This is a genomic window from Klebsiella sp. C360 (assembly GCF_048822415.1).
GTDB classification, from domain to species: Bacteria; Pseudomonadota; Gammaproteobacteria; order Enterobacterales; family Enterobacteriaceae; genus Klebsiella; species Klebsiella quasipneumoniae.
In genome coordinates this window covers 47623-67164 of sequence record NZ_JBMEZZ010000008.1, presented here as the reverse complement: position 1 = coordinate 67164, position 19542 = coordinate 47623, and the positions used below count along the sequence as shown (strand labels likewise).

The window sequence follows — 19542 nt, the reverse complement described above, 5'->3', positions numbered from 1 at the left end:
TCTTGAGCCCAAGCGCATTTAATGCTTATTTTAGTAGGCTGTACGTATCAGGCAGTAAGACAACCAAGTGAAGATATAATGAGCAAAACAGAATTTTACGCGGATTTGAACCGCGATTTCCAGGCATTAATGGCAGGTGAAACCAGTTTCCTGGCGATGATCGCCAATACCAGCGCGCTGCTGTTTGAACGACTGGGCGAGGTCAACTGGGCCGGTTTCTATCTTCTGGAAGGCGATACCCTGGTGCTGGGGCCGTTCCAGGGCAAACTGGCCTGCGTGCGGATCCCGGTCGGGCGCGGCGTATGCGGCGCGGCGGTGGCGCAAGCCCAGGTGCAGCGCGTCGAGGACGTCCACGCGTTTGACGGCCACATCGCCTGCGATGCCGCCAGTAATTCGGAAATTGTCTTCCCCCTGCGCGTGAACGACCAGATTATCGGCGTGCTGGATATCGACAGTCCGGCTTACGGCCGCTTCACTGCTGAAGATGAGCAGGGGTTGCGCACGCTGGTCGAGCATCTGGAAAAACTCATCGCGGCCACTGATTATCAAAAAATCTTTACCCGTGTCGTGGGATAATCAACGGATAACGTAGCATTTAGCGAGGACGTCATTATAATGTCGCCTGTTCATGCCTGCGGCTTGTTGGCTACGTCCGTTGTAATCAGGAAATTTCATGGAAAATCAACCTAAGTTGAATAGCAGTAAAGAAGTTATCGCCTTTCTGGCCGAACGTTTCCCTCAGTGCTTCAGCGCTGAAGGCGAAGCGCGCCCCCTGAAAATCGGAATTTTTCAGGATCTCGTTGAGCGAGTGGGTGGTGAGATGAATCTCAGCAAAACCCAGCTTCGCGCTGCATTACGTCTCTATACCTCGAGCTGGCGCTATCTCTACGGCGTAAAAGCCGGCGCTATCCGCGTTGACCTGGACGGCAACCCGTGCGGCGAACTGGAAGAGCAGCACATTGCCCATGCGCGTCAGCAGCTGGAAGAAGCGAAAGCTCGCGTTCAGGCGCAGCGCGCTGCCCAGCAGGCGAAAAAACGCGAAGCCGCTGCCGCTGCAGGCCAGCCGGATGAAGGCGTTCGCCGCGAGCGTAAACCGCGTCCTCAGCAACCGCGTCGTAAAGAGGGTGCTGAACAGCGTAAACCGCGTCCTGTTGCAGCCAAAGCTCCGCGTGAAGAGCGTCTTACTCCGGTATCGGATGTTTCCGTTCTGACCGTCGGCCAGGCGCTGAAGGTAAAAGCAGGCAATAACGCAATGGACGCCACCGTTGTGGAAATCACCAAAGATGGCGTTCGTGTACAGCTGACTTCTGGTATGTCAATGATTGTACGCGCAGAACACCTGGTGTTCTGAAACGGAGGCCGGGCCAGGCATGAACACATTTTTTAAAATCACCGCGCTTGCGGGCCTGCTGGCAATAGCAGGCCATGCGTTCGCTGTTGATGAAATAACCCGTGCAGATCAAATCCCCGTGCTGAAAGAAGAGCCGCAGCACGCGACGGTGAGCGAGCGCGTGACATCGCGCTTTACCCGCTCTCACTACCGTCAGTTCGATCTCGACAACGCCTTCTCGGCAAAGATTTTTGACCGTTATCTGAACCTGCTGGATTACAGCCATAATGTGCTGCTGGCCAGCGATGTGACGAAGTTCGCGGCGAAAAAAGACCAAATCGGCGACGAACTGCGCACCGGGAAACTGGACGTCTTCTATGACCTCTACAACCTGGCGCAGCAGCGCCGCTTCGAGCGCTATCAGTATGCGCTGAAGGTGCTGGAACGTCCGATGGACTTTACCGGCAACGATAATTTCAACCTTGACCGCTCCAAAGCGCCGTGGCCGAAAGACGAGGCCGAGCTGAACAAGCTGTGGGACGCCAAGGTGAAATTTGACCAGTTAAGCCTGAAGCTGGCGGGGAAAGACGATAAAGAGATCCGCGACACCTTAACCCGTCGCTATAAGTTCGCTATCCGTCGTCTGGCGCAAACCAACAGCGAAGATGTCTTCTCGCTGGCGATGACCGCCTTCGCCCGCGAAATCGACCCGCACACCAACTATCTGTCGCCGCGCAATACCGAGCAGTTCAACACCGAGATGAGTCTCTCACTCGAAGGGATCGGCGCTGTGCTGCAGATGGATGATGACTACACGGTCATTAATTCGCTGGTGGCGGGGGGTCCGGCTGCGAAGAGCAAAGCGATCAGCGTCGGCGACCGCATTGTCGGCGTCGGCCAGACCGGGAAGTCGATGGTCGATGTGATTGGCTGGCGTCTGGATGACGTCGTGGCGCTGATTAAAGGGCCGAAGGGCAGCAAGGTTCGCCTTGAGATCCTGCCGGCCGGCAAAGGGGCCAAGACGCGTATCGTCACCCTGACCCGCGAACGCATCCGTCTGGAAGACCGCGCGGTGAAGATGTCGGTGAAAACCGTCGGTAAAGAAAAAGTCGGCGTGCTGGATATCCCGGGCTTTTACGTCGGCCTGACCGATGACGTGAAAGTGCAGCTGCAGAAGCTGGAAAAACAGAACGTCAGCAGCGTGGTTATCGATCTGCGCAGCAACGGCGGCGGGGCGCTGACCGAAGCGGTATCGCTCTCGGGGCTGTTTATTCCGTCCGGCCCGGTGGTGCAGGTGCGGGATAACAATGGCAAGGTGCGCGAAGACAGCGATAACGATGGCGTAGTCTATTACAAAGGGCCGCTGGTGGTGCTGGTTGACCGCTTTAGCGCCTCAGCGTCTGAGATCTTTGCCGCCGCAATGCAGGATTATGGCCGCGCGCTGATCGTTGGCGAGCCGACCTTCGGTAAAGGTACCGTACAGCAGTATCGCTCGTTGAATCGTATCTACGATCAGATGCTGCGTCCGGACTGGCCGGCGTTAGGTTCCGTTCAGTACACCATCCAGAAGTTCTACCGCATTAACGGCGGCAGTACTCAGCGCAAAGGCGTAACGCCGGATATCATGATGCCAACCGGAAATGAAGATCGCGAAACCGGCGAGCAGTATGAAGACAACGCGCTGCCGTGGGATAGCATCAACGCGGCCACCTACGTGAAGTCCGGGGACCTCGCCCCGTTTGGACCGGAACTGCTCAAGCGCCACGACGAGCGTATTGCCCAGGATCCTGAGTTCCAGTACATCATGAAGGATATTGCCCGTTATAACGCGATGAAGGACAAACGTAACATCGTCTCTCTGAACTACGCGCAGCGTGAAAAAGAGAACGAAGAGGATGATGCGATTCGTCTGGCGCGGATTAACGATCGCCTGAAACGCGAAGGCAAACCGCCGCTGAAAAAACTGGACGATCTGCCGAAGGATTACCAGGAGCCGGATCCGTATCTTGATGAAACGGTCCATATCGCGGTAGACCTGGCGCATCTCGAAAAAGCGCGCCCGGCGGTGGAACCGCCGGCCAGCCAATAAGTCGCAACGGGCACCCTGAGAGGTGCCCGTTTTTTTTTGCGCCTGGTCATCGCCATTCAGCTCATCTAACAAAATGTCAACCTGCTCTGCCGCTGTCAGCAAGATGCTACAAAATGTAAAGTTGTGTTTTTATCGTGACTTAGCGGGGGCTGATGGTTGAAAATTGCAGCCTGACCCATACGATGTGGGTAATCGCATAGTGCGTTTTGTTAAATTGAGGTAAAAAGAAAATTATGATGCGAATCGCGCTTTTCCTGCTGACGAACCTGGCAGTGATGGTCGTGTTCGGGCTGGTGTTAAGCCTCACGGGGATCCAATCCAGCAGCATGACCGGTCTGTTGATTATGGCCCTGCTGTTCGGCTTCGGTGGTTCTATCGTTTCGCTGATGATGTCGAAATGGATGGCGCTGAAGTCTGTGGGTGGGGAAGTGATCGAGCAGCCGCGCAACGAAACGGAACGCTGGCTGATGAACACCGTTGCACAGCAGGCGCAGCAGGCGGGCATTGCCATGCCGCAGGTGGCTATCTATCACGCCCCTGACATTAACGCCTTCGCTACCGGCGCGCGTCGCGACGCCTCGCTGGTCGCCGTCAGTACCGGGCTGTTGCAAAACATGAGCCGTGATGAAGCGGAAGCGGTCATCGCCCATGAAATCAGCCACATCGCCAATGGCGATATGGTCACCATGACCCTGATCCAGGGGGTGGTAAACACCTTCGTTATCTTTATCTCCCGCGTTATCGCGCAGATTGCGGCCGGCTTCCTCGGCGGCAACCGGGAAGATGAAGGCGAGAGCAGCAATGGCAACCCGCTGATCTACTTCGCTGTCGCCACGGTGCTGGAGCTGGTGTTCGGTATTCTGGCCAGCATTATCACCATGTGGTTCTCTCGTCATCGCGAGTTCCATGCTGATGCCGGCTCGGCGCGCCTGGTGGGCCGCGAGAAGATGATTGCCGCCCTGCAGCGTCTGAAAACCAGCTATGAGCCGCAGGAAGCCAGCAGCATGATGGCGTTCTGCATTAATGGTAAAGCGAAATCCATGAGCGAGCTGTTTATGACCCACCCGCCGCTGGACAAGCGTATTGAAGCCCTGCGTAGCGGTGAATATCTGAAATAGTCCGTCATCTGACGCTGAAAATAAAAATCCGCAGCCCGAAGGCTGCGGATTTTTTTTGTCCTTCATCGTCAGGCTGCGCGCGGCTGGGTGACGCGCAGACCGCTAATCAGCGCAGCGACGGTCGCCAGGATGCCGGCCAGCAGCAGGGCGGTGTGGGTGCCGCTGTTGCCGAGCAGGTTGAACAGCAGGGCCACCAGCGCGGCGCCGGTGCTCTGGCCGAGCAGGCGAGCGGTGCCCAACATGCCGCTGGCGCCGCCGCTGCGATGGCTCGGGGCCGAGGCGACAATGGTGTGGTTGTTGGGCGACTGGAACAGCCCGAAGCCGGCGCCGCACAGCGCCATACGCCAGATAATATCCAGATCGGTGGGCGACGCCGGAAGCAGCGCCAGACCGAACAGGCCGCAGGCCATAACCAGCAGCCCAATGGCCCCCAGCAGCCCCGCATGGCATTTCTCGATTAAATAGCCGGCCAGCGGCGCCATCACCATCGTCGCCAGCGGCCACGGCGTCAGCAGCAGGCCGGTTTCCACTTCGCTGCGCCCCATCATCGTCTGCAGGAAGAAAGGCAGAGAGACCATCGCCAGCATCTGTGCGCAGAAGGAGCAGATGGAGGTGCAGATTGAGAGGGAGAAGAGCGGGATGCGCAGCAGATCGACCGGCAGCAGCGGGACGGGCATCGTGAGCTGACGGCGAACGAAGAAAAAGCCTACCACCAGCATAGCGGCGACCTCCGCCAGCACCAGCTGCGTGGACTGGCCCTGGGCGAAACCGCTCAGGGCGGTGATCAACAGCCCGAAGGTCAGCGCGTTCATGATGGCGCTCGGCAAATCGAAGCGGACGATTTTGCTGCGCGCGCTGTTGGGCGGCAGAAAGCGCATGGCCAGGACAAAGGCGACGATGCCGAGAGGCACGTTAATTAAAAACAGCCATTGCCATGAGGCGAGGGAGAGGATGGCGGCGGCGATCGTCGGGCCTGCCGCCGAAGAGACGGCGACGACAAAGGAGTTGATACCCATGCCGCGACCGAGAAAGCGCTGAGGATAAATCAGGCGGATCAACGCCGTGTTTACGCTCATCAGCGCAGCGCCGCCCAGTCCCTGGGCGACGCGGGCGAAGGTCAGCATTTCGAGGCTGCGCGACAGGGCGCAGGCCAGCGAGGTAAAGATAAACACCACCAGGCCTATCTTATAGATACGGCGATAGCCGACCATGTCGCCGAGGAAAGAGAGCGGCAGCAGGGCGATAACAATGGCGATTTGGTAGGCGTTAACGATCCAGATTGAAGCCGCCGGCGAGGCGTTAAGATCGCTGGCGATGGTTGGCAGCGCGACGTTGGCGATAGCCCCGTCGAGCACGGCCATGGTCAGCCCAAGCACAATGGTCAGAATGGCGCCATAGCGTTGCGGCAGCGGCACGCCATCGGATGAATTTTTATCCATGGTGAATATAAGTCTTAAATGAAACGGTTTTTTGAATGATGAGTTTAGCATTGATTATTCCGCAGTATGTCGCAGATTTGTAACGAAGTGGCAGAAGAATGATTGCGGCGCAGAGGCGGCGAATTTATAATAAAAACCGGTTCTAAATTTTATAAAACAGTTACGACGAGGTGATAAATGGCAGGTGCAGATTTGGATAAACAGCCAGATTCTGTCTCTTCGGTATTGAAGGTTTTCGGCATCCTGCAGGCGCTGGGTGAAGAGCGTGAAATTGGCATTACCGAACTGTCCCAGCGCGTCATGATGTCGAAAAGCACCGTTTATCGCTTTTTACAGACCATGAAATCACTGGGCTATGTGGCGCAGGAGGGAGAGTCTGAGAAATACTCCCTCACGCTCAAACTGTTCGAGCTGGGCGCGCGCGCGCTGCAGAACGTCGATCTGGTGCGCAGCGCCGATATTCAGATGCGGGAACTCTCCCGCCTGACGAAAGAGACGATTCATCTCGGCGCGCTGGATGAAGACAGTATTGTTTACATTCACAAGATTGATTCAATGTATAACCTGCGGATGTACTCGCGTATCGGCCGTCGCAACCCGCTGTACAGCACCGCGATTGGCAAGGTTCTGCTGGCGTGGCGCGATCGCAGCGAAGTGGAGCAGATCCTTGACGGCGTGGAGTATAAACGCAGCACCGAGCGGACCATCACCAGTACCGCTGAGTTGCTGAAGGTGCTGGATGGCGTTCGCGAGCAGGGGTATGGCGAAGATAACGAAGAGCAGGAAGAGGGGCTACGCTGCATCGGGGTGCCGGTATTCGACCGTTTCGGCGTGGTCATTGCCGGGCTGAGTATCTCTTTCCCGACCTTACGTTTCTCTGAAGAACGTTTGCATGAATATGTGGCGATGCTGCACCAGGCGGCGCGCAAGATTTCTGAGCAGATGGGATATAACGACTACCCCTTCTGATACGGCGCTGAAGCATTCGGCGACCGCGGCGCTATCGTCGCGGTCGCCGGTTCGATCTTAGCCGTTATCGACGACGGTTGCGCTTTTACGCAGCAGCGGGCAGCTGCTGACGCCGATCACGCCGCTATTGGAATGCACATAAAGTGCGGTACTGACCCCACGGGCGGTGAGATATTGACACTTCAGGCCCAGACCGCCGACGTTTTCTTCACTGTGGAATAATACCCCGTAGCCGCTTAATAATACGCCAATCCATAAGATAGCCACTACGACAATAGTACGAATGATTAATCGCATTGATGCCTCATTATTTGTAAGATCCTTGCCGTGATTTTGACACGAACACGTTTTGAAACAAGTCGATGATTCCTAAACTTGCCTTTCGTATTACAGTTAGCCGCGGTTTAAGAAGGCCGTGTTATCCTGGCGACATAAAGTACTGATGCGGAGAGTGGAGTGAAAAAATTACGGTGGGTTTTACTGATAGTCATCATAGCAGGCTGCCTGTTGCTGTGGACTCAGATGCTTAACGTAATGTGCGACCAGGATGTTCAGTTTTTCAGCGGCATTTGCACTATCAATAAATTTATCCCGTGGTAAGACATTTTTCTGACGACTGATTTCCTTCTGCGCCGCGGGTGGTAGAATGAACGCCTTCTCTTTGAGGTGGTGAAATGAGTGAGTTACTAAATCCTGGGATCTTAAATCTGGCATCGCTGGCCGTGTCTGTGGCGTTGCTGCTTGTCGGTCTGTTGTTATGGTTCTTCGTCAACCGCGCCAGCTCGCGGGCGAATGAGCAGATAGAACTGCTGCAGGCGCTGTTGGATCAGCAAAAGCGGCAGAATGCGCTGCTACGTCGCCTGTGCGAAGCCAGTGCGCCGGAAAAAGAGGACGTGGCTGAGCCGACCGTCGCCGGTAAGGCGAAAGGGGAGGACGAGTTTATCCGCCTGGTGGCAGAGCGCTAAGTACCTCGACAGGTGTGCATCATAAGATGCGCACCTGCATGATAGCGGTCGGTAATATCTTATTCTTATTCCATTATTCCATTATTCCATTATTCCATTATTCCATTATTCCTTTCTCAATGTACTATCCTCTTTTTTACACGCTGTAAATAAAGTGATCCCCGCCGCGTTTATTGTTGGATAATGTGACGCTGTCATCTTTTTTTCATTATTAAGGTGCAGAATTAGCACTATTTTTAGCGTGACGACTAACAGGTTTTATTATCACTACACTGGCGTGGCTTTAGCGATTTTTCGTCTGGGGTTATAACGAATTTTGCGCATCAATATTCATCATGGCCCGCCAGTCGCCCGTATACTGGCAGTTCGTATACGGACATACCTGGACGAAGCGAAGTTGTTGAGCTATGGTAAAAAAGTTGCCGTTACCGGGCTGCGCTATTGCGTTATTGATAAACGCCATAGCGCCTTGCCAGGGGCGACAAACACGCATAAATGTGCAGGCGATCAAAGGATTACCTTATAATTTGTGCGAACGATCGAGACACGTTTAAAAATGGCTTGCCATTATTTACGTAGTGTGTGATAACACCTTTCGGGTTAAACGAGGTACAGTTCTGTTTATGTGTGGCATTTTCAGTAAAGAAGTCCTGAGTAAACACGTTGTCGTTGAATACCGCTTCTCTGCCGAACCTTAAATTAGTGCCTCATGCAGTTATGTGTCAGTTTTATCTATGTAAACGCCAGCAGGCGAAGAAAACAGTCTAAGGAATTTTGCAAATGGCAAAGATTAAAGGTCAAGTTAAGTGGTTCAACGAGTCTAAAGGTTTTGGTTTCATTACTCCGGCTGATGGCAGCAAAGACGTGTTCGTACACTTCTCCGCTATCCAGGGTAACGGCTTCAAAACTCTGGCTGAAGGCCAGAACGTTGAGTTCGAAATTCAGGACGGCCAGAAAGGTCCGGCTGCAGTTAACGTAACTGCTATCTGATACAAGACCACTCTTCTTGTATAAAAGCCTCGCCTGCGCGGGGCTTTTGCGTTTTTATTGCAAAGCATGTCATTTTTCCCCCTCTCGTCGCGTCTTGTTGCAAATACTCAACTTTATTAGCATTGTGTAGCAGTCTGTTTTGCTAATTTTCTGTTAAATCAGTTGGTTGCAAAACAATGCCGGAGCTATGGTGCTAAATAAAAAAATGAAGTCCGCCGCCAGCTTTACCCCGATTCGCTTCGGGTTACTCTGCGTGGCCATACTCGGTTGTCTGGGACTGCTATTGGCCCGCGTGGGCTGGCTGCAGATTATTTCCCCCGATAATCTGGTAAAACAAGAGGATATGCGTTCTCTGCGCGAAGAGCCCGTTGCGGTTGAGCGGGGGATGATCACCGACCGGGAAGGACGACCGCTGGCGGTGAGCGTTCCGGTCAGCGCAATCTGGATCGACCCGCAGACCACCATGGAGAAGGGCGGCGTCGGCTACGGACCCCGCTGGCAGGCGATGGCCGAAGCGCTGCATCTCAACCTCGGGGAACTGGCCCAGCGGGTACAGAGCCATCCTCACGCCCTCTTTCTCTATCTGGCGCGGCAGATCAATCCCGAGCAGGCGGCGTGGATTGATAAACTGCATCTGCCAGGCGTCTACCTGCGCGATGAATCGCGGCGTTTCTATCCGGCAGGCCATGTGGCTGCCAATCTGCTGGGCTTTACCAATGTCGATAATCAGGGCATCGAAGGGGTGGAGAAAAGCTTCAACGCCCAGCTGACCGGTAAACCCGGGCGACGTCTGGTGCGGAAAGATAAACATGGCAATGTGATTGAGAACATTACCGAAGTACCGCCGGTGCCGGCGCATAATCTGCAGCTGAGTATCGATGAGCGCCTGCAGACGGTGACGGAAGATGCCCTCGACAACGCTGTTCGCTGGAATAAAGCCGAGTCCGGGGCGGCGGTGCTGATTAAAATCGATACCGGCGAGATCCTGGCGATGGCCAGCTATCCGGACTTCAATCCCAACAATCGCGATGCCGCAACGCTGGATGATTTTCGCAACCGGGCCATCAGCGATACCTTCGAGCCGGGGTCGACCGTCAAACCGCTGGTGATCATGACCGCGCTGCAGCAGGGGATTGTCCAGCCGGACAGCGTCGTGGACACTCATCCGTTTGTCCTCGACGGCCACCGTATCCGCGATGTCGGCTATTATCCGGAGCTGAGCCTGACCGGCATCCTGCAGAAATCCAGCGATACCGGCGTATCGCATCTCTCGCTTGCCATGCCGGTGCAGCATCTGATTGACACCTATACGGCTTTCGGCTTCGGCGAGCCGACGGGGTTGGGGTTGACCGGCGAAAGCGCCGGGCTGATGCCGCATCGTCGTTACTGGGGGCAACTGGATCGCGCCACCTTCGCTTTCGGCTATGGTTTGATGGTTACCCCGCTCCAGCTGGCGCACGTTTACGCCACCATCGGCGGCTTCGGCATACAACGACCGTTGTCGATCACCCGCATCGACCCGCCGGTGATTGGCACGCGCGTAATGCCGGAGAATATTGTTCACAGCGTGGAGCATATGATGGAGAGCGTGGCGCTCCCGGGCGGGGGCGGTACCAAAGCGGCGGTGCGCGACTACCGGGTGGCGGTAAAAACGGGGACGGCGAAGAAAATCGGTCCGGACGGCAAATATATCGACAAATATGTCGCCTATACCGCCGGCGTGGCGCCCGCCAGCCGTCCGCAGTTCGCGCTGGTTGTAGTGATGAACGACCCGAGCAATGGCTCCTATTACGGCGGGGCCGTTTCCGCCCCGGTATTCAGCCAGATTATGGGCGATGTCCTGCGGCTGGAGAACGTCATGCCGGACGGCATGCCACAAGGGGCGGAGAATCTGATCGTTATGCACGACAGCCACCCGCTGGCGCCGGCGCTGTAACAGTGGTCTGCAGGGGCGAATAGCGCTACACTTTCGCCCTTTCAGCGACACCGGAGCCGTCATGTCATACAGTTGCCCCCTTTGCCACGCGCCGCTCAGCCGTAGCGACAATCACTATTCCTGCCCGCAGCGGCACCAGTTCGATCTGGCGAAAGAGGGGTACGTCAATCTGCTACCGGTGCAGTTCAAACGGTCGCGCGATCCCGGCGACAGCGCTGAGATGATGCAGGCCCGTCGGGCGTTCCTCGACGCCGGGCATTATCAGCCGCTGCGAGACGCTATCGCTGAGCGACTGCGGCACGCTGCCCCTCAGGCATTACTGGATATCGGCTGCGGCGAAGGCTATTACACCCACGCATTTGCCGCCATCGCCAGCCGCAGCTGGGGGCTGGACGTGTCGAAGCCGGCAATCCGCGCGGCGGCGAAACGCTACCCGCAGGTGAATTTTTGCGTCGCCTCCAGCCAGCGGCTGCCATTCTCCGATAACAGCTTCGATGCGGTGGTGCGCATTTACGCCCCCTGCAACGCCGGTGAGCTGGCGCGGGTGGTGCGGCCTGGCGGATGGGTGATCACTGCCACGCCGGGACCCCGCCATCTGCTGGAGCTGAAAGGGCTGATTTACGATGAGATCCGCCTGCATGAGCTGAAGACGGAAGCGATGCCGGGGTTCCGCCTGGATGCTCAGCAGCAGCTGGCTTATCCGATGACCCTGACGGGAAGTGAAGCGCAGGCCCTGCTGCAGATGACGCCGTTCGCGTGGCGGGCCAAAGCCGAAGTGCATGACGCGCTGCGTCAACAGGCGACCTTTGGCTGCCAGACCGATTTTATGATCCATTGCTGGCAGCGTGAGGAGTAAAGCTTAACCGGCGAAATGGCTCCAGAGAATTTCGCTGCCGATGCCAATCAGTACGATACCGCCGAGAATTTCGGCCCGTTTGCCCAGCAGCGGGCCGATAAAGCGACCCACCATAATCCCCAGCGTCGACATGATAAAGGTGGCGCAGCCGATCGCCAGCGCGGTGGTCACAATGCTGACCTGCAGGAAGGCCAGACCGACGCCGACGGCCATCGCGTCAAGGCTGGTGGCGAAGGCGGTGGTGACCAGCAGCCAGAAGCCATGCCGGCGAGGCGCCTCGCACGCCTCGTCGCTATCGCCGCGAAGCCCTTCGACAATCATCCGCCCGCCGAGAAACACCAGCAGAATAAAAGCAATCCAGTGATTCCACTCGAGCACAAACTGGCTGGCCAGCATGCCCAGTCCCCAGCCGACCAGCGGCGTCAGGGTTTCAATGGCGCCAAAAATCAGCCCGGTGCGTACAGCTTCTGAGAATTTGGGTTTATGCAGGGTGGCGCCTTTGCCGATAGAGGCCGCGAAGGCGTCCATAGACATGCCGAAAGCGAGAAGAAGGGTTGCGGATAAATTCATGTGCCTGTCCTGACCGGGGATAATCCATATGACACATCGCTGCCCCCAGTAAATATACGCGGAGCCGCTCAATGGCTGAGCAATACGTACAGCAGTGATGTATCTATGGTCTCGCCTGATTGAATCACTTCAACCCGTACGTGCCACGTTTTGCAACGAGTATGTTGACACGTACATTTCCTGACGGGCAGGAAATCGGCTACTCCCCAACGACGGGCGCAACCTTAACATATTTTTAGAATATAAAACAATAACAGAAGAGCGCTATTTTAATAACCAAATGATAACGATTTTCATTTGAATTTATAAGTAAATAAATAGTTAATGAAAAACAGAAGGGCAGAGGGGGAAATATAGCCATGGCTATATAATTCCCCAGACGAAATCTGAAAAAACATAGCGTTGGCTATATTTTTAACTCATTGAGTTGAAACGAGAAGTTTGTATATTTTCTCCAGATCGTCGATATTTCGTACGCGAATCAGCAGCCGCCGTTGCTCTAATTGCATCACCAGTACGCCGTCTTCGGATAAATTCATCTCTTTAATTCGCTGATATTCTATCCACACGTTGGCGAAGAAAAAGCCGCGCGGTTTAAAAATGATTTTCGGCGTACGGATCCAGAATAAATAGAGTCCCATCAGCGCCAGCGCAGATAATAGCCAGGTGGTGATCGCGGTGCCGTGCTGGGTGATGTTGTTATAGATCAGAATGGCGATGAGGCCGACAAAGATCATGCCGTCAACGCGGCTGCGGCGAAGCAGGGGGATGGCCAGCAGCACCGGGCCGTTGCGCCTCGGCATAATAAACTGGTCATACACCGCGTAGGCCAGTAGCGCAAGGATAAACAGGATGATCACCAGGTCCGTGAATGTCATTGCTTTGCGTTCCTCCTGATAAAAAAAAGCCGGGGGCAAGCCCCCGGCGTACAACCTGGAAATTACAGACCCAGCAGACCGACAGCGTAGCCCGCGATACCGATGACAAAGAAGCCAACGATGATCCACAGCGGGTTAACTTTCTTACGCAGCAGCCACATACAGGCGAAGGTCAACAGCAGCGGTACCAGGCCCGGCATCAGCTGGTCGAGGATCGTCTGCACCGTGGTGACGTGAACCTGTCCGTCAGAGCCGGTGATTTTTGACACCACCATCGGAATGTTCACGTGCGTCCACTTGTTAACCAGCGCCCCCATGACAAACAGGCCGAGGATTGACGCCCCCTCAGTCAGTTTCTGCAGGAAGCCGCCGCCCATATCTTTCACGATGTCCACGCCTTTGCGGTAACCGTAGGCGACGCCATAGTAGCGGGTCAGTAGTCGCACCGCGTTGAACAGGATAAAGAACAGCAGTGGTCCGAGCAGGCTTCCGCTCATCGCGATCCCGGCGCCTAAGGCCGCGAACACCGGACGCACCGTACCCCAGAAGATCGGGTCGCCGACGCCGGCCAGCGGCCCCATCAGACCGACTTTGATGCCGTTGATGGCGCCATCGTCAATCTCTGCGCCATTGGCGCGCTGTTCTTCCATCGCCAGCGTTACGCCCAGTACCGGCGCGGCAACGTAAGGATGGGTATTGAAGAACTCAAGGTGACGCTTAATCGCCTGCTTACGCGCATCGTTGTTCTCCGGGTAGAGACGACGAATCGCCGGAACCATAGAGAAGCAGAAGCCCAGCGCCTGCATACGTTCGAAGTTCCATGAACCCTGGAACAGGTTAGAACGAATGAACACGCCACGAATATCACTCTGAGTGAGTTTTTTCTCGGTGGTATTTTTAGTCATATCAACCATTTCGCTCACCTGTTAGTCCAGTTCGTTATCGAGATCGTTGTTACCAGCCGCCTGAGCCGGGGCACCGGCGACGCGGTTATATTTCGGGCTCAGCTGGATGTAGAGGATTGCCATGACCGCGCCAATCACGCCCAGGGCCACCAGGTTGAAGTTGGTGAAGGCGGCGGTGACGAAGCCGAGGTAGAAGAACGGCATCAGGTAGCCCGCGCGCATCATATTGATGACCATCGCGTAACCTACAACCACGATCATGCCGCCGGCGATGTTCAGGCCGCTGGTAACCACTTCAGGGATCGCATTCAGCAGGCCCTGGACTTCGCTGGTACCGACGGAAATGGCCACGATGACGGCCGGGATAGCGATACGCATCGCCTGCAGGAACAGGGATGAGACGTGCAGCCACGACAGGGCGGTCAGGTTGCCATTCTCCGCCGCTTTATCCGCTGCGTGCTGGAAGGCTACGGTGATGGTACGCACGATGATGGTCAGCACCTGGCCTGCAGCCGCCAGCGGGATAGCCAGCGCGATGCCGGCGCCGATGCTCTGATGGCCGGCAATAACCAGAACGGTGGAAATAATGGACGCCAGCGCGGCATCAGGGGCAACCGCCGCACCGATGTTCATCCAGCCCAGGGCGATCATTTCCAGCGTACCGCCGATGATAATACCGGTTTTCATATCGCCGAGAACGGCGCCGATCAGCGTACAGGCGACCAGTGGACGGTGGAACTGAAATTCATCAAGCACCGACTCCATACCCGCAATACACGCGACGATGAACACCAGCACAATCTGAAGAAGGGTAATCTCCATTGTACTTCTCCTGTTGATTAAGTCTTAAAGTGAAAACTGGGGCGCGATCGTCCGGGTTATTTATCAACCTTGGCGATCAGATCCATCATTTTCAGTTTCGGGTCGGTGGACACTTTACGTGCCTCCAGCTCGATACCGCGTGCGTTCAGCTTGTTAAACGCCTCAATATCTTTGGCATCGACCGAAATCGCGTTGTTAACCTGGGTTTTGCCCTGGCGGAACGCCATACCGCCGATGTTGACGCTGGTGATTTTCACGCCGCCCTCGACGACGCGCTCAACGTCGGTCGGGTTAGTAAACAGCAGCATCACGCGCTGTCCGGCGTACATCGGGTTGTTGTAGACGCGGATCATTTTGGCGACGTCCACCACGTGGGCGGTGACGCCCGGCGGCGCAACCTGGGTCAACAGGGTTTTGCGCACGGTATCCGCGGCGACTTCGTCGCTGACGACGATGATGCGGGTGACGTTGGTCTCTTTGGTCCAGCGGGTGGCGACCTGACCATGGATCAGGCGGTCGTCGATACGCGCAAGGCCAATGACCATGTAGTCATTCGGGCCCATCGGTTTGGCCGGGGCGGCGGCTTTTGGCGCCGCGGCAGGAGCGGGCGCAGGGGCCGCTTTTTCCACCGGTTTGGCCTTCAGCGCTTTCACGCCTTCGCTGCCGGTCTCTACCGCTAAGGCGACCAGCTCATCAAAGGAAGGATCGTCATCGCGGGCCATGAAGGTTTCCACCAGCATCGGGATGTTGACGCCGGCGATGACTTCGTAATGCTCTTTATCGACGACAATGCGGCTCGCAGCGTTGAACGGGCTGCCTCCCCATGTATCGACGAGAAACAGCACGCCTTTACTGGTATCCAGTTTTGCCAACTGGGCATTGTATTTCTCGATCAGCGTTTCGGCGTTTTCACCCGGAACGAAATCGATCCAGCCAACGTTTTCCTGCTCGCCCAACAGCATCTCTGCTGTTTTCAGCAGCTGTTCTGCAGCCCAACCATGTGTGCCTATTACAATAGCAATCGTCACTTGCTACCTCCTTTATTATCGTGAATGCATCATCTGCTTTGATACATCCTGAATCACTCTTGAGGACAAAATCGATTCAGTTAGGGTGTAAGATAGAAAATAGTTACTACCGCGAATTATTTTAGACAGTGAAAAAATAATTAATGTGATGAAGATCCGTTAATCAGGCATCGCCTGGTAATAATTTTGCAGCGCAAAAAATAGCCTTAGTTATTGCAAATTCAGGTAAATCTTTTCCAATTTCGATCTATATTTTGCTATGTTTAACTTCCGTTTAATTACTCAGGAGTATAGGGCATAGCCCGCAGTATGGACCGTCATCGACGTCTTTTCACTTTCTGGCACCTGGTTGCCACCTCCACGCATCACGCTTATCTCTCAGCATCTATTGTCGCGTCCGCGCATGACATGGCGATGACTGACGTTGCCGCTAACCGGAGTCGCACATGGAATTGTTAATGGATCCCTCAATCTGGGCCGGCCTGTTGACGCTTATCGTTCTGGAAATTGTGCTCGGTATCGATAACCTGGTGTTTATTGCCATCCTGGCGGACAAGCTGCCGCCGAAGCAGCGTGATAAAGCGCGACTGATCGGCCTGTCGCTGGCGCTGGTGATGCGCCTGGGGCTGCTGTCGGTGATCTCCTGGATGGTGACGCTGACTAAACCGCTGATTACTATCGCCGATTTCTCCTTTTCCGGGCGTGACCTCATCATGCTGCTCGGCGGGATCTTCTTGCTGTTCAAGGCGACAACCGAGCTGCATGAACGGCTGGAAAACCGCCAGCATGACGCCGGGCACGGGAAAGGCTATGCCAGTTTCTGGGTGGTGGTACTGCAGATCGTGGTGCTGGATGCTGTCTTCTCTCTGGATGCGGTGATCACTGCGGTCGGGATGGTGAACCATCTGCCGGTGATGATGGCGGCGGTCGTGATCGCGATGATTATGATGCTGCTGGCGTCGAAGCCGTTGACGCGCTTTGTCAACCAGCACCCGACGGTGGTGGTGCTCTGTCTGAGCTTCCTGTTGATGATCGGCCTGAGCCTGGTGGCGGAAGGGTTTGGCTTCCATATTCCGAAAGGGTACCTGTACGCGGCGATCGGTTTCTCGATCATCATTGAGTTCTTTAACCAGGTGGCGCGCCGCAACTTTGTTCGTCACCAGTCGACGCTGCCGCTGCGCGCCCGTACCGCGGATGCGATCCTGCGCCTGATGGGCGGCCGTAAACAGGCCTCCGTCAACCATGACGCCGACAGCCCGGCGTCGGTGCCGGTACCGGAGGGCGCCTTTGCGGAAGAAGAGCGCTACATGATTAACGGCGTGCTGACGCTGGCTCAGCGCTCTCTGCGCAGCATCATGACCCCGCGCGGGGAAATCAGCTGGGTGGACGCTGAGCAGAGTGAAGATGAAATTCGCCGTCAGCTGCTTTCGTCGCCGCACAGCCTGTTCCCGGTCTGCCGCGGAGAACTGGACGAAATCATTGGCATCGTGCGGGCGAAAGAGATGCTGGTGGCCCTGGAGTCGGGCGAAAACGTCGCGGCGCTGGCCTCCGCCTCTCCGGCGATTGTGGTGCCTGAAACGCTGGACCCGATCAATCTGCTCGGCGTCCTGCGTCGCGCGCGCGGCAGTTTCGTCATCGTGACCAATGAATTTGGCGTGGTGCAGGGGCTGGTGACGCCGCTGGACGTCCTGGAAGCGATCGCCGGTGAATTCCCGGACGCCGATGAGACGCCGGAGATCGTTATCGATGGCGACGGCTGGCTTATTAAGGGGTCGACCGACCTGCATGCGCTGCAGCAGGCGCTGGGGCTGGATCCGCTGATCAATGACGATGAGGATATTGCCACCGTTGCCGGTCTGGTGATCTCCGCCAATGGCCATATCCCGCGCATTGGCGACGTGGTGTCGCTGCCGCCGCTGCATTTCACCGTGGTGGAAGCGAATGACTACCGGGTCGATCTGGTTCGCGCGGTGGTCACCCGTCCGCCGAGCGACGAAGAAGAGTAATCGTCCTGCGCGCCGGTCCCCGTGGGGGCCGGCGAGTTATTCTGTTGCCTCTTGACTGGCCAGCCACGCCGGGAACGCCTCCACCGGCATCGGCCGCGCATAATAAAACCCCTGCAGCACATCGACGCCGTGGTTTCTGAGGTAGCTTTCCTGCTCCAGCGTCTCCACCCCTTCGGCAACGGTAATAATATTCAGCCGGTTGGCGAGGGAGATAATGATATCGGTCACCGTGGCATTGACGCTGTCTATCCCCACCGAGCTGGTAAACGAGCGGTCAATCTTCAGCACGTCCGGGCGCAGTTTTTCCAGCCATGAGAGCGAACTGTTGCCGGTGCCAAAGTCATCGATCGCCAGCTGTACGCCTTTCAGGTGCAGATCTTCGGCCATATGCTGGTCGCCATCCTGCAGGACATCGCGTTCGGTCAGCTCGACCACCAGCTGTTGTACCGGGTTCATGCTGAACCAGTAATTATGCAGGTCATGCAGCAGTAAGCCGTTGGTGAAGTGGCGGGCAGCGACGTTAATGGCGATATGAAATTGGCGGTCGCTGGGAAAAACATCCAGACGGCGGGCGGTTTCGGCAATGACGTAGCGGGTGAGGGGGATGATCAGATTGTCCCCTTCGGCGATGGGAATAAACACCTCCGGCGAAATCGCTCCGCGGCGAGGGTTGTTCCAGCGCAGCAGGATCTCCACCCCGCAGCAGCGGCCGCTGCGCGCATCCTGCAGCGGCTGGCACCAGAGGGCAAACTCCCGGGCGGAAATACCGAGGCTTATCTCCCGCGAGAAGCTCATTCTTCCGGCGGTGGCCAGCCAGGCGATGCCGGTCATTAGCAGGCTGAAGATCAGCGCCAGCGGCAGCTCGCCGGGCAGTTCTTCGAGGGCGATTGTCGAGGCGCCAGGGCCGCTGATGTTGATGGTAAACGGAAACTCGCTAGAGCGTTGGCGATAAATCACCGTTCCCTGCGGAGTATGCGTTTTATCGAGAAGCCCATCGCGGCTGCTAAAATAACGATCGCCAACCTGCAGGCTGACGTCGCTTATCAGGGATGATTTTTCGTTGAGAATTAAGGTCCCCAGCAGCTCGATATTGACAATCAACATCACGCCGTCCTGGCCGCTTTCCGGGGTGGGGTACCACTGGATCAATACCGGCGTCCCTTTAAGCAGCGATTTTTCGGTTGAAAAGAGCAATAAGGGATGGGGGGCTGGCAGCGAGGGCTGCAGCTGGTGTAAATCCGCCTGCCGTTGCCCGAAAATACTCGAACAGTAAACGATACCGTCCTTCACGAGGACGACGGAACGAACGGTCTGCAACGAGGCTGCCATTTTGCGCAGGGTCAGATGGATATCCGGGCAGCGTTTGCCCACCAGAGGAAGCAGGGTGGTGCGCTCCGCGCTCAGCGGGCGCAGGATGTTATTCAGCGCCGCCACCCGCTGGCTGGCGGCCGTGCGGATATAGTCTTCATTTTCGCTACGCTGCGAAATAAATCGAATGGCTAAGGTGGCGCCCAGGGTCACCAGGGCGACCAGCAGGCAGACTATAATGCGTTTGCGGCGATAGGCCGTAATGACTTTTTGTGCAGTCTGCATGTGCGACACCCTGTCGACAGGACGAGAGGTTAAGCGTGGCTTATTTAA

Annotated in this window: 18 protein-coding genes and 2 pseudogenes; 12 read left to right on the top strand and 8 right to left on the bottom strand. The window is 56.2% G+C overall.

Annotated features, from left to right (window positions below):
• Positions 1 to 78 precede the first annotated feature (78 nt).
• The 4 genes and pseudogenes from ACOI7D_RS19875 to htpX all read left to right on the top strand — a co-directional run bounded on the left by ACOI7D_RS19875 (position 79) and on the right by htpX (position 4537).
• Positions 79 to 592, top strand: a pseudogene (locus ACOI7D_RS19875) (GAF domain-containing protein).
• 81 nt (positions 593 to 673) lie between these two features.
• Positions 674 to 1351 carry an RNA chaperone ProQ gene (gene proQ / locus ACOI7D_RS19870; RefSeq protein WP_023290227.1) on the top strand — a complete coding sequence of 226 codons (678 nt, stop codon included), beginning with the start codon at positions 674 to 676 and terminating at the stop codon, positions 1349 to 1351.
• A gap of 19 nt (positions 1352 to 1370) precedes the next feature.
• Positions 1371 to 3419 carry a carboxy terminal-processing peptidase gene (prc, locus tag ACOI7D_RS19865; RefSeq protein ID WP_109547166.1) on the top strand — a complete coding sequence of 683 codons (2049 nt, stop codon included), beginning with the start codon at positions 1371 to 1373 and terminating at the stop codon, positions 3417 to 3419.
• 233 nt (positions 3420 to 3652) lie between these two features.
• On the top strand, positions 3653 to 4537 hold the full coding sequence (gene htpX / locus ACOI7D_RS19860) for a protease HtpX (RefSeq protein ID WP_023290225.1): 885 nt from the start codon (positions 3653 to 3655) through the stop codon (positions 4535 to 4537).
• Positions 4538 to 4605: 68 nt separating this feature from the next.
• Here the strand turns inward: htpX and ACOI7D_RS19855 are convergent, their stop codons facing one another.
• Positions 4606 to 5976 (bottom strand): MFS transporter, encoded by a 1371-nt coding sequence (locus ACOI7D_RS19855; RefSeq protein WP_044523967.1) that lies wholly within the window; start codon positions 5974 to 5976, stop codon positions 4606 to 4608.
• 177 nt (positions 5977 to 6153) lie between these two features.
• On the opposite strand from ACOI7D_RS19855, the gene kdgR reads away from it, so the two are divergent.
• Complete coding sequence (gene kdgR, locus ACOI7D_RS19850; RefSeq protein WP_004203369.1) at positions 6154 to 6945, top strand: DNA-binding transcriptional regulator KdgR; 792 nt, start codon at positions 6154 to 6156, stop codon at positions 6943 to 6945.
• 57 nt (positions 6946 to 7002) lie between these two features.
• Here the strand turns inward: kdgR and ACOI7D_RS19845 are convergent, their stop codons facing one another.
• On the bottom strand, positions 7003 to 7242 hold the full coding sequence (locus tag ACOI7D_RS19845) for a YobH family protein (protein ID WP_023290223.1): 240 nt from the start codon (positions 7240 to 7242) through the stop codon (positions 7003 to 7005).
• Between the two features lie 159 nt (positions 7243 to 7401).
• On the opposite strand from ACOI7D_RS19845, the gene mgrB reads away from it, so the two are divergent.
• From mgrB to rlmA, 6 genes and pseudogenes are all read left to right on the top strand, one after another.
• Entirely contained in the window at positions 7402 to 7545 is a 144-nt protein-coding gene (gene mgrB, locus ACOI7D_RS19840; RefSeq protein ID WP_002911375.1) for a PhoP/PhoQ regulator MgrB, read from the top strand.
• Between the two features lie 74 nt (positions 7546 to 7619).
• The gene (locus ACOI7D_RS19835; RefSeq protein WP_023290222.1) at positions 7620 to 7910 is read left to right on the top strand and encodes a YebO family protein; all 291 of its coding nucleotides are present in this window, start codon (positions 7620 to 7622) and stop codon (positions 7908 to 7910) included.
• A 623-nt stretch (positions 7911 to 8533) separates the two neighbouring features.
• Positions 8534 to 8605 (top strand): annotated as a pseudogene (locus ACOI7D_RS19830) (DUF2627 domain-containing protein); the annotation flags it as partial.
• A gap of 85 nt (positions 8606 to 8690) precedes the next feature.
• Entirely contained in the window at positions 8691 to 8900 is a 210-nt protein-coding gene (gene cspE / locus ACOI7D_RS19825; RefSeq protein WP_001062678.1) for a transcription antiterminator/RNA stability regulator CspE, read from the top strand.
• 187 nt (positions 8901 to 9087) lie between these two features.
• Positions 9088 to 10836, top strand: a complete 1749-nt coding sequence (ftsI, locus tag ACOI7D_RS19820) for a peptidoglycan glycosyltransferase FtsI (protein ID WP_244341696.1) — start codon at positions 9088 to 9090, stop codon at positions 10834 to 10836.
• 61 nt (positions 10837 to 10897) lie between these two features.
• The gene (rlmA, locus tag ACOI7D_RS19815) at positions 10898 to 11692 is read left to right on the top strand and encodes a 23S rRNA (guanine(745)-N(1))-methyltransferase (protein ID WP_023290220.1); all 795 of its coding nucleotides are present in this window, start codon (positions 10898 to 10900) and stop codon (positions 11690 to 11692) included.
• Between the two features lie 3 nt (positions 11693 to 11695).
• Here rlmA and mntP read toward each other — a convergent pair whose 3' ends face one another.
• From mntP to manX, 5 genes are all read right to left on the bottom strand, one after another.
• Positions 11696 to 12262, bottom strand: coding sequence for a manganese efflux pump MntP (mntP, locus tag ACOI7D_RS19810; protein WP_023290219.1), 567 nt, complete (start codon positions 12260 to 12262; stop codon positions 11696 to 11698).
• Positions 12263 to 12681: 419 nt separating this feature from the next.
• Positions 12682 to 13140: a DUF986 family protein gene (locus ACOI7D_RS19805; RefSeq protein ID WP_023290218.1), complete on the bottom strand. Its 459-nt coding sequence runs from the start codon at positions 13138 to 13140 to the stop codon at positions 12682 to 12684.
• Between the two features lie 62 nt (positions 13141 to 13202).
• Positions 13203 to 14054, bottom strand: a complete 852-nt coding sequence (locus ACOI7D_RS19800; protein WP_004145526.1) for a PTS mannose transporter subunit IID — start codon at positions 14052 to 14054, stop codon at positions 13203 to 13205.
• 12 nt (positions 14055 to 14066) lie between these two features.
• Positions 14067 to 14867 (bottom strand): PTS mannose/fructose/sorbose transporter subunit IIC, encoded by an 801-nt coding sequence (locus tag ACOI7D_RS19795; protein WP_004203359.1) that lies wholly within the window; start codon positions 14865 to 14867, stop codon positions 14067 to 14069.
• Positions 14868 to 14923: 56 nt separating this feature from the next.
• Complete coding sequence (gene manX / locus ACOI7D_RS19790) at positions 14924 to 15895, bottom strand: PTS mannose transporter subunit IIAB (protein WP_004203357.1); 972 nt, start codon at positions 15893 to 15895, stop codon at positions 14924 to 14926.
• Between the two features lie 446 nt (positions 15896 to 16341).
• Here manX and yoaE point away from each other — a divergent pair, with 446 nt between their 5' ends.
• A complete protein-coding gene (gene yoaE / locus ACOI7D_RS19785) occupies positions 16342 to 17901 on the top strand; it encodes a CNNM family cation transport protein YoaE (RefSeq protein ID WP_023290217.1) in 1560 nt (519 codons plus the stop codon).
• A 36-nt stretch (positions 17902 to 17937) separates the two neighbouring features.
• On the opposite strand, the gene ACOI7D_RS19780 is transcribed toward yoaE, so the two are convergent.
• Positions 17938 to 19494, bottom strand: coding sequence for an EAL domain-containing protein (locus ACOI7D_RS19780; RefSeq protein WP_060591662.1), 1557 nt, complete (start codon positions 19492 to 19494; stop codon positions 17938 to 17940).
• Positions 19495 to 19542 lie beyond the last annotated feature (48 nt).

Coding starts and splice junctions, on each gene's coding strand:
- ACOI7D_RS19805 (WP_023290218.1), bottom strand. CDS start 13,140: ATGACATTCACGGACCTGGTGATCATCCTGTTTATCCTTGCGCTACTG.
- cspE (WP_001062678.1), top strand. CDS start 8,691: ATGGCAAAGATTAAAGGTCAAGTTAAGTGGTTCAACGAGTCTAAAGGT.
- ACOI7D_RS19780 (WP_060591662.1), bottom strand. CDS start 19,494: ATGCAGACTGCACAAAAAGTCATTACGGCCTATCGCCGCAAACGCATT.
- ACOI7D_RS19845 (WP_023290223.1), bottom strand. CDS start 7,242: ATGCGATTAATCATTCGTACTATTGTCGTAGTGGCTATCTTATGGATT.
- proQ (WP_023290227.1), top strand. CDS start 674: ATGGAAAATCAACCTAAGTTGAATAGCAGTAAAGAAGTTATCGCCTTT.
- yoaE (WP_023290217.1), top strand. CDS start 16,342: ATGGAATTGTTAATGGATCCCTCAATCTGGGCCGGCCTGTTGACGCTT.
- ACOI7D_RS19855 (WP_044523967.1), bottom strand. CDS start 5,976: ATGGATAAAAATTCATCCGATGGCGTGCCGCTGCCGCAACGCTATGGC.
- prc (WP_109547166.1), top strand. CDS start 1,371: ATGAACACATTTTTTAAAATCACCGCGCTTGCGGGCCTGCTGGCAATA.
- ftsI (WP_244341696.1), top strand. CDS start 9,088: ATGGTGCTAAATAAAAAAATGAAGTCCGCCGCCAGCTTTACCCCGATT.
- ACOI7D_RS19800 (WP_004145526.1), bottom strand. CDS start 14,054: ATGGTTGATATGACTAAAAATACCACCGAGAAAAAACTCACTCAGAGT.
- ACOI7D_RS19835 (WP_023290222.1), top strand. CDS start 7,620: ATGAGTGAGTTACTAAATCCTGGGATCTTAAATCTGGCATCGCTGGCC.
- htpX (WP_023290225.1), top strand. CDS start 3,653: ATGATGCGAATCGCGCTTTTCCTGCTGACGAACCTGGCAGTGATGGTC.
- kdgR (WP_004203369.1), top strand. CDS start 6,154: ATGGCAGGTGCAGATTTGGATAAACAGCCAGATTCTGTCTCTTCGGTA.
- ACOI7D_RS19795 (WP_004203359.1), bottom strand. CDS start 14,867: ATGGAGATTACCCTTCTTCAGATTGTGCTGGTGTTCATCGTCGCGTGT.
- mntP (WP_023290219.1), bottom strand. CDS start 12,262: ATGAATTTATCCGCAACCCTTCTTCTCGCTTTCGGCATGTCTATGGAC.
- rlmA (WP_023290220.1), top strand. CDS start 10,898: ATGTCATACAGTTGCCCCCTTTGCCACGCGCCGCTCAGCCGTAGCGAC.